This window comes from Gilliamella intestini (genome assembly GCF_900094935.1).
In the GTDB taxonomy this organism is placed as follows: Bacteria; Pseudomonadota; Gammaproteobacteria; order Enterobacterales; family Orbaceae; genus Gilliamella; species Gilliamella intestini.
The window spans coordinates 25,713-38,965 of sequence record NZ_FMBA01000001.1 but is presented as its reverse complement, the minus strand read 5'-3'; the positions used below and the strand labels follow the sequence as shown (position 1 = coordinate 38,965).

Genomic DNA, 13,253 nt, shown 5'->3' with positions numbered 1-13,253 from the left:
ATTATTTTGTTATTAGTTAGCTTTTTCGATTGGTGAGTCGAACGAAATAATTTCACTAATAGATTTATTGCTTTCAATTTTCGGATAATTAGGTGCAAAATCTAGGAGTATCTCAATCGATTCATCTAAGTAAGGATCGGGTTGTTTATAATCTTTAGGTACATCATCTAATTTAGTAATTGATGGCAAGCCTGCTTTTTTCAAACGCTCATTCATCCTTGTTAAATCACGCTCATCATTAGCTTTCTGCTCTAATTCTCGCTTTTTCTTATTAAGCGAAACAATATATTGACGACCTTTTTTATCATTAAATCTTTTAATATCTTCATCAATATAGATAAACTCAGAATTCTTTGAAATTCTAGCCAAATGTTGTGATTCTAAATTAGGTAGCAATGGCTTAATATTAGCAAGAGTTAAATAATCAGCCGAAGGAATTTTATCCCAAGGTAATGCGTTATCTAAGAATCGTTCACCTGTCTCATCAACGTATTTTACTTTATTCATTTCAATATCTGGTTCAACACCTTTTAGTTGTGTACTGCCACCGTTGATACGATAAAACTTTTGTATTGTGTACTGTGCACCGCCTAGCTCAGGCCAATTTGGATGTAGTCTTGCGTCAACTGGATAAGAAATATTACGAGAAGTTTGGACGGTTCCCTTACCATAAGTTGTTTCACCTACTATTAATGCGCGGCCATAATCTTGCATAGCCGCAGAAAATATTTCTGATGCTGAAGCACTGTAGCGATTAATCATTACAACAAGTGGTCCAGTATATTCAATACCTTTATTTCGGTCATCATAAGTAATAACCTTTTGTAAATTATCACGAACCTGAACAACGGGCCCACTATCAATAAACAAACCGGTTAAAGTAATAACTTCAGCTAATGAGCCTCCACCATTATCGCGTAAATCAATAATCAAACCTTGCAAATTTTCTTTGTTTGCTGTTAATAAAAGACTTTCAACTTTTTCAGTTAGTCCCATATAGAAACTAGGTATTTCAATAACGCCTACTCTACCACGCTGATTATCAACGATCTTTAATTTCGCTTCACGATCTTCAAAACGAATTTTATCACGAGTAAGTTCAATTACTTTTGCCTTACTATTATTACCCACAGGTAAAATTTCTAATTTCACAACAGTGCCTTTAGGACCGCGAATTTTATCGACTATATCATCTAAACGCCAACCAATAACATCTTCAATTGCAGAATCTTTTTGACCTACACCAATAATTTTATCCCCGATGCTAAGTAGCTTACTTTTTTCCGCTGGCCCACCCGTCACAAAAGACATTATTGTGGTATAATCATCTTGCTGGCTTAATGTTGCTCCAATTCCTTCGAAAGATAAACTCATCTCTGAGTCAAAATCTCGTTTTTTACGTGGTGCTAAATAGCTAGTGTGGGGATCGATTTCTCTTGCAAATGCGTTCATAAATACTTGAAAAGCATCTTCATTATTTGATTGTATGATCGTCTTTAGAACGCGATTATAACGTTTAGCTAATACCTCGCGAATCTCTTTTTCATTTTTCCCAGATAAAGATAAACTGAGTTCGTCATATTTAACGCGTTTATCCCAATAGGCATCAAGTTCACTTTCAGAAGTCGGCCATGCAATTTCTTCACGATTGAAATCGACCTCATCATTAGCAGAAAAATCCATAGGCCGCTGTAAAACTTCAAGAGCATATTGATAACGGTTATAACGTTTTAATAAAAAACGATTATAGATGTCATAAGCTGTATTTAAATTACCATTAATTAATTCCTGACCTAATGACTCTTGTCTATCTCGAAAGCTATCAACATCACTTTGAATAAATATTGATTTGTTTCCATCTAATAATTTGAAATAACGGTCAAAAATTTGAGCAGAAAAAGCACCATTTAAAGCAAAATTACGGTAATGTGATTGAGTAAAAAAATTCGTTACACGTTTAGCAACAACTTGGTGAATTTCATCTTGCTTCAAAACAGGAATTTGTTCTTTAGCCTGCGATTTTGCCTGAACGTTTTGACTAACAATACTCAAAATAAGGCTAAGCGTGATAACTTTCAGTAATTTATTCATTCAAACTCTCTACTTATTAATAATATGTTCAGGTTTAACCGTTAATTCCATGCCTACACCAACCTTGACTTTAATATGCTCTTTTTCAATATTGATGATTTGTACTTTTATAGGTTTATTACCTACTACAACTTTAACAAAATCACCAATTTTTAAATTGTTAGATTTTTTAAACTTTTTAAAATTCGTATGCTTATTTTTACGTTTTTCTTTTGCTCGTTCTTTAAAGCGTATTTTAGCCTTTTCTTTACTCTCTTTTAATTGTTGTTGTGCATGCTCCATTTGCTCTTGATTAATGACGTCATGAGGATTACCATATAAATCAACACGATTAGTCCCTTCTTTTATACTATACAAATAGCGCCAACTCATTGTGTATGCACGCAGAGCGGCTCGAAGTTTAGTTTTACTAAGTATTTCACCATTATCTAAACAAGAAAGAATATCTTGAAAAATTCCAATTTTTAATGGTTTAGCCTCACCTTGAAGGGTAAAGCAATTCGGGAATTGTTGAGCTAAATAAGCAATAATCTCTTTACTATTTGTTAATTGAAACTGACTTTCCATTGTTTATTCCATAGTAACTAAATTTCAGGGACGTTAAAGTATATCGCAGCTTATACAATAACACTAATCATCTTTTTTCTGTTTATTAATAAAAGTAATAAAATCTTTAATACCATTTCGCATCAGCCATGAAGATACAATAGATTGTTCATCTGTAGATAATTGTTCAAATGCAGTGATCCAAAGTTGTAAAGGCTCAATTGGCGAAATGATATAGTTAGCACTTTCTTCTTCACTATATAATGCTTTTTTAACGTTAAGTGGCAAGCTACCAATATGATATTCTAGGGCTTTACCTCGAACACCAGTCCTTTTTCTAGCTGTCCAGTTTTCAGTTCTTGCTTTACGATTAACACCTTGTATCGTTGACGGCATCCCTGCAACACTTGATAGCTCTTTTGATGAGAACCACTCTTTCATTTTCACTATCCCATTTTAACACAATTAAGAAAAAATTATAGAAATCAAAGAAACTTTGATACAATAAATAAGAAACACCTTATTATTGATAATTTAAATTCAATTATAAACTTACTTGTTTTAGTAATTTTAGAGCATAACATAGATATATAAGGTTATAAACTAGGAGGAAATAAAAAATGAAAATAAAGTTTAATGATTGGCATCCTGCGGATATTATTGCTGCCCTAAAAAAGAAGGGTACAACACTTGCAAATCTATCTCGCCAATCAGGCTTAAGTTCATCAACACTTAGCAATGCATTAGTTCGCCCATGGACAAAAGGAGAAATTATTATTGCCAAAGCATTAAATTTAGAACCCCACCAAATTTGGCCCAGTCGTTATATTAATTCAAAAACAAAGCAACCAATAAAACGTGTTCTACGGCAGAGCAAAGAATAAATTTTAAAATAGCCTGTAGATAAAAAATGAATAACAACAACCTTGAAGAAAATATAGAAACATATAGAAACATAAAAGTGTTTCCATGTTTCTATCTTAGTAATAGTTATGATCTAATTGAATATTAATTACTTTTTCTAAAAATATAAAATTTCTCTTATTTTAAACGTTGCCCAACATATGCTATTATTGTCAATTACCAATAAAAACATTAATCACCTTAGGCAACAATATAATGAAAAATATAACAAAATACCTTATCACGTTATTTTTAATCATAATATTATCAAGTTGTTCACAAAAGAACTTTGTAGAGCATGGAACTCCTCTAAGTAAGGAAAAAGTAAGAAATATCGTCGAAGGTTCGACAACTGAATCCCAAATTCTATCTATATTTGGTGAACCAATAAACAAAACAATTCTTAATAGCAACGAAACACAGTGGACATATCAATACACTAAAAAGAGCTCAACAAGTCATATGTTAATTGGTGAAACGCAATACAATATTATTGAAGGAAAGCTTGATATTATTATGTCTAAAGGGGTAGTAACATGGTTCAATTATGATGAAAACCAACGACAGAAAAAATGGTAATAAATTATCTTGTTTTATAGCACATCAACAAGATGTGCTAAGAATTTGTTATTTCAATCCTATGGAATTACATTACATTACTTTACTCATGTTTAAATTTCAGTCATCTATTTCCTAAAGAAAAGACATCTCTGGACAAAATTGCACTTTAGGTTATACTCGTCCATGAAATTAACCAGACAATCGCTGCTTTGTTGTTTTTATAAAGAAACAAAGGGGAGGAAAGTCCGGGCTCCATAGGGCAGAGTGCCAGGTAACACCTGGGGAGTTTTGGCGAGAGCTAAAATTCACGACTAGTGCAACAGAGAGTAAACCGCCGATGGCTTATTTTATAAGATCAGGTAAGGGTGAAAGGGCGTGGTAAGAGCACACCGCGCAACTGGTAACAGTTGTGGCACGGTAAACTCCACTCGGAGCAAGGTCAAATAGGGATTCATTGGCGTGGCCCGCGTTGAATCCGGGTAGACTGCTTGAGCTAATGCGTGAGTATTAGCCTAGAGGAATGATTGTCCACGACAGAACCCGGCTTATCGGTTAATTTCACTTTCTACTTCTTGTTATCGTTTAATCCAATTTTAGATTGCTTTTTATTGCTTAAAGAGCGCTTAACAGCGAGAAAAATTGAAAAAATTAACCCTAACACCAACAACAAAACAGGTATTAGCATTAATAAAGACATGATCTGCTTTTCATACTCTTTGAAAACTGGTGATAATCCAAATAGGTAACCTAATGTCACAATCAAGAAAATCCATAATGTAGCACTGATTATATTATAAATATGGAATTTTCGACTGTGTAGTCCTGATAATCCAGCCATCATCGGTAATAATGTACGTACAAAAGCAATAAATCTCCCAATAAATAGCGCTTGTAATCCGTACTTATGGAATAATACTTCAGATTTATGATGATATTTTTCAGGTATATGTGCCATCCAACCTTGGACAAGCTTAGTATTACCAAGCCAAAGTCCTTGAGCATAACCTAACCAAGTACCTAAAGCAGCGCCAGCAATTAAAATAAAATTAATTAAACCAAAATGGAATACATTTTGGCTAATTAACACACCAGTTAAGAATAATAGACTGTCTCCAGGTAAAAAAGCCGCTGGTAAAACGCCATTTTCTAAAAGAATAATGACAAACAACATCCCATATAGTGTCCATAGCACATTAGGGTTTGAAAGCGTTGCAATGTCCAAATTAACAAACGCATGATAAAGTGTAATTATTGTTTCCATCTATTTTTAAATCCCATTGATGTATTATTATTAGTGGTTAATGGTACCACCAACGGTTAAATTATCCACTTTTAAAGTGGGTTGCCCAACCCCAACAGGTACGCTCTGCCCTGCTTTACCACAAACACCTACACCAGAATCTAATGCTAAATCATTACCTACCATAGATATTTGCTGCATAGTTTCTATACCTGAACCGATTAATGTGGCACCTTTAACTGGAGTTGTTATTTTTCCCTTTTCAATTAAGTAAGCTTCTGAAGTTGAAAACACAAACTTACCAGAGGTGATATCTACTTGTCCACCAGCAAAATTAGGTGCATAAAGACCATAATCGACGCTACTAATGATATCGTCAAAAGAAGAATTTCCTGCCAACATATAGGTATTGGTCATTCTTGGCATAGGTAAGTATGCATATCCTTCACGACGACCATTACCAGTTGAACATGTATTCATCAATTTTGCGTTAATCTTATCAAACATATAGCCTTTTAAAATACCATTTTCAATAAGCACTGTTTTTTGACTTGGAGTACCTTCGTCATCAATAGATAGTGAGCCACGGCGATTTTCAATCGTGCCATCATCAACAATAGTACAAACTTCTGAAGTAACTTGTTCACCAATTTTTCCAGAAAAAACTGAACTGTTTTTACGATTAAAATCGCCTTCTAAGCCATGACCTACAGCCTCATGTAACAAAACGCCAGGCCAACCAGCACCTAAAACAACAGGCATTGTTCCTGCTGGTGCGGCTTTAGCAGAAAGAGAAACAAGTGCTTGACGCACGGCTTCTCGCGCATAGCTGTCAGCATAACTTTCTGATGTTTTTGGGTTGATTGTTAAAAAATATTCATACCCAAATCGACCGCCACCCCCACTACTTCCTCGCTCACGTCTCCCCTCTTTTTCAACCAAAACTGAAACGGATAAACGCACCAAAGGACGGGTGTCAGCTTTTAATGTACCGTCTGTTGCTACTATTAAAATATCTTCATAACTTCCTGTTAAACTGGCTGAAACTTCAATAACGCTAGGATCGATTGAACGTGCTAAGTGGTCAATTTGTTGCAACAATTCAATTTTCTGTTCTTTAGAAAAAAAATTGATCGGATTGATTGACGAGTATATAGATACTGCTTGAGCAGATTTAAAAGGCGTCACTTTGATAGGTGTTTGTATTTTAGTAATTGAATTGGCTGCTAATATACTTTGTTCTAACCGAGCTAATGAAAGTTGATCAGTATAAGCAAATCCGGTTTTTTCACCAACAACGGCTCTAACGCCAACACCTTGGTCACGGTGAAATGAGGCATTTTTTATAATACCATCTTCAAGTAACCAGTTTTCATAATAGCCAGACAAAAAATACAAATCACCAAAATCAATTTTCCTTGAGCTCAGCATATCAAGCAAATGCAAAAGATCTTGTTGGCTTAGATTGTTTGGGTTGAGTAGTCGTTCACTCACTTGAGTTACTATCATAAATTCCTTAAATTCTAATTGTTAATAGAAGTTTTTGATAATCGATTATAACTAGTTGATCATAACAATTATTTAACTTTCATTATTTTTATACTGAAACGTATAGTTTCCTGAAACTTTTTTACAAGACATTGCTTCTACATTAATACAACATCATATTGTTCTTGAATATAAAGTGGTTCAACTTTTACTTCAACATGTTTACCCACAAATACCTCAACTTCAGCTAAAGCATGAGACTCATCATTAGTTAAAGCATTAGCCACAGCAGCCGAGGCATAGACCAAAAAGTATTCTGAATGATGCGCTTTATAAACACGAACTATATCTCGTAATATTTCGTTGCAAACTGTTTCTACCGATTTGACCATACCACGCCCTTTACATGCTGGACATTCTTCACAGAGAATATGCCCTATACTTTCACGTGTTCGCTTGCGAGTCATTTCAACCAACCCTAAACTCGAAAATAAATTAACAGTTGTCCTAGCCCTATCTTTAGATAAAGAATCATGGAGCGATTGTAACACCCGTTCACGATGCAGTTCTTCTTGCATGTCGATAAAATCAATAATAATAATACCCCCTAAATTACGTAAACGTAATTGCCGTGCAATAGCTATTGTTGCTTCTATATTTGTATTAAAAATCGTCTCTTCTAAATTTCGATGACCTACAAATGCACCAGTATTGATATCAATAGTAGTCATGGCTTCAGTTTGATCAATAATTAAATATCCGCCAGACTTTAATTTGACTTTACGTTCTAATGCTCTTTGAATCTCATTTTCGGTATCATAAAGATCGAAAATAGGTATATTACCACGATAAAGAGATAATTTATTGGTTACTTCGGGCATAAATTCTTGCGTAAATTCAACTAATAAATCATAAGTTAATTTCGAATCCACTAAAATTCGCTCAATTGGATCACCAACAAAATCACGCAATACTCGTTGTGATAATGCCAACTCCCCATAAACTAAATTCTTACTTACTGGGCGAGCCATGCGTTCTTGAATTTTAGCCCAAAGTCGTTTTAAAAAATTAGCATCTTGTTCTAACTCATGCGCACTTGCACCTTCTGCAGCCGTTCTAACGATAAAACCAGCCTCTGTTGTCACATATTGCTCTACAATATTTTTTAACCTTTCACGTTCTTGTTCACTTTCTATGCGTTGCGATGTAGCTACATGCGCAGAATTTGATCCTGGCATTAATACCAAATAACGTGATGGCAAAGTAATATCGGTTGTAAGCCTAGCCCCTTTAGTTCCCAATGGATCTTTAACCACTTGTACCATTAAGTCCTGTCCTTGGCGAACAAGTTCAGAGATATCTTTTACTTGAAATTGTTCTTGCTCTGTATCTGATACACACTCAGTATGAGGCATAATATCTGATGCATGTAAAAAGGCAGCTTTATCAAGACCAATGTCTACAAAAGCGGCTTGCATACCAGGTAAAATACGAATTATCTTACCTTTATAAATATTTCCAACAATACCGCGTCTAGACTCACGATCAACATGGATTTCTTGCAATACACCATCTTCGATATAAGCAACTCGAGTTTCAGATGGCGTTACATTCATTAATAATTCAACAGACATAAGATTCCCTTTTAATCGATAGCAAAGCTTCGTCTTATTAGTCGCAAAAATAGATAGATGGCAATCCATAATAAACCATCAATACAGCTTGATATAAAAATCAATGATGATATTGTTATAGTATGATAAATACAGATTTGAAATAAAAATACCAGTAAATTATAGCATACCGATACCCCAAAGATGATAAACGACTGTTGCCATAACGCTAAATTACGTATTAATTGAAATTTAAAAACAAGCAAATAAGCAATAAATGAATAAATAAAAGCATGAATTCCCAAAATAGAACCAGTGCATAGATCCATTATAATTCCAAATACAAAAGCGGTACCAATCCCAACTCGATGAGGAAGCGCAATCAACCAATAAGAAAAAATTAAAATCAATATATGTGGCTTAAATATGCTATATGATGGAGACCACGGAATGATTTGTAAACATAAGCCAATTAATAGCGTTATCCAAATAATCATTATTCGATTACGATCCATCATGTTTTACTCCTTGATTTCCCCACAATAACAATAAATAACGTAAACGTTTCAAATCCGCTGTCGGTGTTGCTGAAATAATTGGGGTTGAATCTGTAATATCAAGTTTTACTGAACTAACTACAGCTACCGGATATCCTTCAGGGAAACGACCATCAAGTCCTGAAGTAACTAAAACATCACCGACTTTTATATCGACGTTATTAGGCATAAATTCTAATGTTAAATCATTACTACATCCATTTCCCACAGCAATCATACCAATATCATTTCTTAATACTTGTACGGGTATTGCGTGTTGATAATCGCATAACAAAATTGCACGACTAGTTGATTGAGCTGTTTGATAAATTTGCCCTACAATTCCTTTTTCATCCACAACAGGTTGTCCTACATAAACACCATCTTGTTTACCTTTATTTACAACAAATTGATAAACATAAGGATCAGTGTCTGTAAGTAATACTTGTGCAGCCATCTTCTGTTCATCATGCCTTAAAGGAGAACCTAACAATTCACGGAGTCTATCATTTTCATGTTTTAAATGCTCAAGTAATAATAGATCGTTTTTTTGTTGTAATAAGTCTGCATGTAAATTTGTATTTTCATTTATTAATGTTTCTCGTGTTTTGGACATCTCGTAAAGAGAATCAAACGACGACTTTGGTGCATTTGAAACATAATATAGAGGAGAAATAAGGGTATCTAAATAATAACGAATTTCTTTAAATGGGCGATAATTGACATCTAATACAATTAGAACCAAGGCTAACGCCAAAGAAGTAAATAATTGTACACTAAGAGGGGAGCGTTTAGAAAAAAGTAATTTCATTGCCAGTACTTACCTGCTTAAAGCTCAAGATCTAATTATTTCAAAATATGACTCCGCCGACACAATTGTCGGCGGAAAAAAATATGAGATGCATGCATAACTATTGTTTTATCAACATGAAACTAATTAACAATAACTTATTAAGTTATTCTTCACTAAATAGATCACCACCATGCATATCAACCATATCTAGCGCCTTGCCGCCACCTCTGGCAACGCACGTTAATGGATCTTCAGCCACTACTACATGAATCCCTGTTTCAGCTGATAATAACTTATCAATATTACGTAATAAAGCACCACCACCGGTTAAAACCATACCATGTTCTGAAATATCAGAAGCAAGCTCAGGAGGGCACTGCTCTAATGCAACTTTTACCGCACTAACAATACCACTTAATGGCTCTTGTAATGCTTCTAAAATTTCATTAGAGTTTAAAGTAAAGCTACGTGGCACACCTTCAGCAAGATTACGCCCACGCACTTCAATTTCAAGAACTTCATCGCCAGGATAAGCACTACCAATAAAATGTTTGATTTTTTCGGCTGTTGCCTCACCAATTAAAGCGCCATAATTGCGACGAACATAGTTAATAATCGCTTCATCAAATCGGTCACCACCAATACGAGCAGATGCAGAATAAACAACACCATTTAGTGAAATAACAGCCACTTCGGTAGTTCCACCACCGATATCAACAACCATTGAACCAGTAGGTGCAGATACAGGTAAATCAGCACCAATAGCTGCCGCCATTGGCTCTTCAATTAAATACACTTCGCGAGCCCCTGCACTTAATGCTGACTCTCGGATAGCTCGACGTTCAACTTGTGTAGCACCTACAGGAACACAGACAAGTACGCGAGGACTTGGTCTTAAAAAACTATGGCTGTGAACTTGGCGAATGAAATGTTGTAACATTCTTTCAGTGACAGAAAAATCAGCAATAACACCATCTTTCATCGGTCTAATTGCTGCTATATTGCCAGGTGTTCGCCCTAACATCTGTTTCGCAGCATGCCCAACAGCAGCAACACTTTTTGGAGTGCCTGTGCGATGATCTTGGCGAATCGCTACAACTGAAGGCTCGTTTAACACGATACCTTGCCCTTTTACATAAATAAGTGTGTTTGCTGTACCTAAATCAATCGATAAATCATTTGAAAACAAGCCACGAACTTTTTTGAACATAATAAAAACTCTTCCTAGAATTAATCTTGTTTAAGTATATTTCAGTATTAAAAAACAACCATGGAATCAAAAAATAGATATTTTCAACTTTATTAAGGCTAAATGGAGTATAATTTAAGCCTTTCAAACCATAGCAAATCTCAATAGTAATTGACGCTCAATATTGTATCGCAATTATAAAATAATACCTAGAAAATAGTATAACAAGTGATTGTAAAGGAGATATATAATGACAAAATCTGTTTTACAGTGTATTCTTCCGCGTTAATGTTGAGTTACAACTTTATTACCGACTAAAAAAACACCTTTAGCCGATAATAAGGATGCATTTAAATAATTGTTACTTATGTCAAATAAACACGGTGTAATTCATGGATATACGCAAAATTAAAAAATTAATTGAATTAGTTGAAGAGTCAGGTATTTCAGAGCTTGAAATTTCTGAAGGTGAGGAATCAGTTCGTATTAGTCGTGCTGCTCATACTACAAACTATTCGGCGCCAGTACAAAATATTCAAATTCCTCAACCAGCTCCTGTTGTTGTAGCTCCAACCGTTCAAACAGAAGTTGTAACAGATAATGTGGTAACTGATGGTACAACAATTAAATCCCCAATGGTTGGAACTTTTTATCGTACACCGAGCCCTGAATCAAAAGCTTTTGTTGAAATTGGTCAAACAGTAAATGTTGGCGATGTGCTTTGCATCGTTGAAGCGATGAAAATGATGAACCAAATCGAATCAGAAAAAGCTGGTACAATAAAAGCCATATTGGTTGAAAATGGTCAACCAGTTGAATTTGATCAGCCACTATTCATTATTGAATAATCTGAATTTATTATTGACAATACGATTAAGAGATTGAATATGCTTGATAAAATTCTTATTGCGAATCGTGGAGAAATAGCTCTACGCATCTTACGAGCATGTAAAGAACTTGGAATAAAAACTGTCGCCGTTCATTCTACGGCAGATAAAGACTTAAAACATGTATTACTTGCAGACGAAACCGTCTGTATTGGCTCAGCAGCATCGGTAAAAAGTTACCTTAACGTTCCCGCATTAATTTCAGCTGCGGAAGTAACTGGATCAGCTGCTATTCATCCTGGTTATGGTTTCTTATCTGAGAATGCAGATTTTGCTGAACAAGTTGAGCGATCTGGTTTTATTTTTGTTGGTCCTACACCAGATACTATTCGACTTATGGGGGATAAAGTATCAGCAATTCACGCCATGAAAAAAGCAGGGGTTCCTTGTGTACCTGGTTCAGATGGTCCTCTAAGTAGTGATATTGAAATTAATAAACAAATTGCTAAGCAAATTGGCTATCCTGTTATTATTAAAGCTTCTGGTGGTGGTGGCGGACGAGGCATGCGTATTGTTCGTGAAGAAAATGATCTTGAACAATCTATCAAAATGACCAAGTTAGAGGCCAAAACTGCTTTCAATAATGATATGGTTTACATGGAAAAATTCCTTGAAAATCCTCGTCATATTGAAATTCAAGTACTTTCTGATGGTCAAGGAAATGCTGTTTATTTAGGTGAACGAGACTGCTCAATGCAAAGACGGCATCAGAAAGTTGTTGAAGAAGCTCCTGCTGTTGGTATTACACCTAAAATGCGTAAATTTATCGGTGAGCGTTGCGTTAATGCATGTATCGAGATTGGCTATCGAGGTGCTGGCACATTCGAATTTTTATTTGAAAATGGCGAATTTTATTTCATTGAAATGAATACCCGTATTCAAGTAGAACATCCAGTTACTGAAATGATAACCGGTGTTGATCTAATTAGGGAACAAATTTTAATTGCAGCCGGTAAGCCGCTTTCAATTAAACAAAGTGATATTGAAATTAAAGGCCATGCGATTGAATGTAGAATTAATGCTGAAGATCCTAAATCTTTTATGCCATCACCAGGGAAAATCACTCGCTTCCATGCCCCAGGTGGCTTTGGCATTCGTTGGGAATCGCATATTTATGCTGGTTACAGTGTCCCACCTTACTATGACTCAATGATTGGTAAATTAATTGCTTATGGTGAAACACGTGAAGTCGCTATAGCACGTATGAAAAATGCATTAGCAGAACTGGTTATTGATGGAATCAAAACCAATATTGATCTTCATATTGATATTATGAACGATAAAGGTTTCCAAAAAGGTGGCACAAATATTCATTATTTAGAAAAGAAATTAGGTATTTATGAATAACAAAATAATCCCTATTTATTAGGGATTATTGCTTTATTTAAGTATCAATAAGATATGGG

13 protein-coding genes and 1 other RNA gene are annotated in these 13,253 nt (G+C 34.9%); 5 read left to right on the top strand and 9 right to left on the bottom strand.

Features of this window, described 5'->3' with window-relative positions; genetic code table 11:
* Positions 1 to 12 precede the first annotated feature (12 nt).
* From prc to GA0061080_RS00185, 3 genes are all read right to left on the bottom strand, one after another.
* Complete coding sequence (gene prc / locus GA0061080_RS00195; RefSeq protein ID WP_091119030.1) at positions 13 to 2,091, bottom strand: carboxy terminal-processing peptidase; 2,079 nt, start codon at positions 2,089 to 2,091, stop codon at positions 13 to 15.
* Positions 2,092 to 2,100: 9 nt separating this feature from the next.
* Positions 2,101 to 2,658: an RNA chaperone ProQ gene (gene proQ, locus GA0061080_RS00190; protein WP_091119026.1), complete on the bottom strand. Its 558-nt coding sequence runs from the start codon at positions 2,656 to 2,658 to the stop codon at positions 2,101 to 2,103.
* A 63-nt stretch (positions 2,659 to 2,721) separates the two neighbouring features.
* On the bottom strand, positions 2,722 to 3,078 hold the full coding sequence (locus GA0061080_RS00185; RefSeq protein WP_091119022.1) for a DNA-binding protein: 357 nt from the start codon (positions 3,076 to 3,078) through the stop codon (positions 2,722 to 2,724).
* A 179-nt stretch (positions 3,079 to 3,257) separates the two neighbouring features.
* Here GA0061080_RS00185 and GA0061080_RS00180 point away from each other — a divergent pair, with 179 nt between their 5' ends.
* The 3 genes from GA0061080_RS00180 to rnpB all read left to right on the top strand — a co-directional run bounded on the left by GA0061080_RS00180 (position 3,258) and on the right by rnpB (position 4,665).
* The gene (locus GA0061080_RS00180) at positions 3,258 to 3,521 is read left to right on the top strand and encodes a helix-turn-helix domain-containing protein (protein ID WP_065636293.1); all 264 of its coding nucleotides are present in this window, start codon (positions 3,258 to 3,260) and stop codon (positions 3,519 to 3,521) included.
* A gap of 235 nt (positions 3,522 to 3,756) precedes the next feature.
* Positions 3,757 to 4,119, top strand: coding sequence for an outer membrane protein assembly factor BamE domain-containing protein (gene bamE / locus GA0061080_RS00175; protein ID WP_091119018.1), 363 nt, complete (start codon positions 3,757 to 3,759; stop codon positions 4,117 to 4,119).
* Positions 4,120 to 4,286: 167 nt separating this feature from the next.
* An RNA gene (gene rnpB, locus GA0061080_RS00170) (RNase P RNA component class A) lies at positions 4,287 to 4,665 on the top strand.
* A 1-nt stretch (position 4,666) separates the two neighbouring features.
* On the opposite strand, the gene GA0061080_RS00165 is transcribed toward rnpB, so the two are convergent.
* The 6 genes from GA0061080_RS00165 to GA0061080_RS00140 form a co-directional block, all read right to left on the bottom strand.
* The gene (locus GA0061080_RS00165; RefSeq protein ID WP_034909688.1) at positions 4,667 to 5,362 is read right to left on the bottom strand and encodes a DedA family protein; all 696 of its coding nucleotides are present in this window, start codon (positions 5,360 to 5,362) and stop codon (positions 4,667 to 4,669) included.
* Positions 5,363 to 5,392: 30 nt separating this feature from the next.
* Positions 5,393 to 6,850, bottom strand: coding sequence for a metalloprotease TldD (tldD, locus tag GA0061080_RS00160; RefSeq protein ID WP_091119015.1), 1,458 nt, complete (start codon positions 6,848 to 6,850; stop codon positions 5,393 to 5,395).
* Between the two features lie 137 nt (positions 6,851 to 6,987).
* Positions 6,988 to 8,463 carry a ribonuclease G gene (gene rng / locus GA0061080_RS00155; protein WP_091119011.1) on the bottom strand — a complete coding sequence of 492 codons (1,476 nt, stop codon included), beginning with the start codon at positions 8,461 to 8,463 and terminating at the stop codon, positions 6,988 to 6,990.
* Positions 8,464 to 8,474: 11 nt separating this feature from the next.
* The gene (mreD, locus tag GA0061080_RS00150) at positions 8,475 to 8,960 is read right to left on the bottom strand and encodes a rod shape-determining protein MreD (RefSeq protein ID WP_091119008.1); all 486 of its coding nucleotides are present in this window, start codon (positions 8,958 to 8,960) and stop codon (positions 8,475 to 8,477) included.
* Positions 8,947 to 9,789 (bottom strand): rod shape-determining protein MreC, encoded by an 843-nt coding sequence (mreC, locus tag GA0061080_RS00145; protein ID WP_091119006.1) that lies wholly within the window; start codon positions 9,787 to 9,789, stop codon positions 8,947 to 8,949. The genes mreD and mreC overlap by 14 nt, the downstream gene beginning before the upstream one ends.
* Before the next feature lie 145 nt (positions 9,790 to 9,934).
* Positions 9,935 to 10,981 carry a rod shape-determining protein gene (locus tag GA0061080_RS00140; protein ID WP_091119003.1) on the bottom strand — a complete coding sequence of 349 codons (1,047 nt, stop codon included), beginning with the start codon at positions 10,979 to 10,981 and terminating at the stop codon, positions 9,935 to 9,937.
* 371 nt (positions 10,982 to 11,352) lie between these two features.
* On the opposite strand from GA0061080_RS00140, the gene accB reads away from it, so the two are divergent.
* Positions 11,353 to 11,808, top strand: coding sequence for an acetyl-CoA carboxylase biotin carboxyl carrier protein (gene accB, locus GA0061080_RS00135; RefSeq protein ID WP_091118998.1), 456 nt, complete (start codon positions 11,353 to 11,355; stop codon positions 11,806 to 11,808).
* A 39-nt stretch (positions 11,809 to 11,847) separates the two neighbouring features.
* Positions 11,848 to 13,194: an acetyl-CoA carboxylase biotin carboxylase subunit gene (accC, locus tag GA0061080_RS00130; protein WP_091118993.1), complete on the top strand. Its 1,347-nt coding sequence runs from the start codon at positions 11,848 to 11,850 to the stop codon at positions 13,192 to 13,194.
* The last annotated feature ends 59 nt before the right edge of the window (positions 13,195 to 13,253 follow it).

Coding starts and splice junctions, on each gene's coding strand:
- prc (WP_091119030.1), bottom strand. CDS start 2,091: ATGAATAAATTACTGAAAGTTATCACGCTTAGCCTTATTTTGAGTATT.
- proQ (WP_091119026.1), bottom strand. CDS start 2,658: ATGGAAAGTCAGTTTCAATTAACAAATAGTAAAGAGATTATTGCTTAT.
- GA0061080_RS00185 (WP_091119022.1), bottom strand. CDS start 3,078: ATGAAAGAGTGGTTCTCATCAAAAGAGCTATCAAGTGTTGCAGGGATG.
- GA0061080_RS00180 (WP_065636293.1), top strand. CDS start 3,258: ATGAAAATAAAGTTTAATGATTGGCATCCTGCGGATATTATTGCTGCC.
- bamE (WP_091119018.1), top strand. CDS start 3,757: ATGAAAAATATAACAAAATACCTTATCACGTTATTTTTAATCATAATA.
- GA0061080_RS00165 (WP_034909688.1), bottom strand. CDS start 5,362: ATGGAAACAATAATTACACTTTATCATGCGTTTGTTAATTTGGACATT.
- tldD (WP_091119015.1), bottom strand. CDS start 6,850: ATGATAGTAACTCAAGTGAGTGAACGACTACTCAACCCAAACAATCTA.
- rng (WP_091119011.1), bottom strand. CDS start 8,463: ATGTCTGTTGAATTATTAATGAATGTAACGCCATCTGAAACTCGAGTT.
- mreD (WP_091119008.1), bottom strand. CDS start 8,960: ATGATGGATCGTAATCGAATAATGATTATTTGGATAACGCTATTAATT.
- mreC (WP_091119006.1), bottom strand. CDS start 9,789: ATGAAATTACTTTTTTCTAAACGCTCCCCTCTTAGTGTACAATTATTT.
- GA0061080_RS00140 (WP_091119003.1), bottom strand. CDS start 10,981: ATGTTCAAAAAAGTTCGTGGCTTGTTTTCAAATGATTTATCGATTGAT.
- accB (WP_091118998.1), top strand. CDS start 11,353: ATGGATATACGCAAAATTAAAAAATTAATTGAATTAGTTGAAGAGTCA.
- accC (WP_091118993.1), top strand. CDS start 11,848: ATGCTTGATAAAATTCTTATTGCGAATCGTGGAGAAATAGCTCTACGC.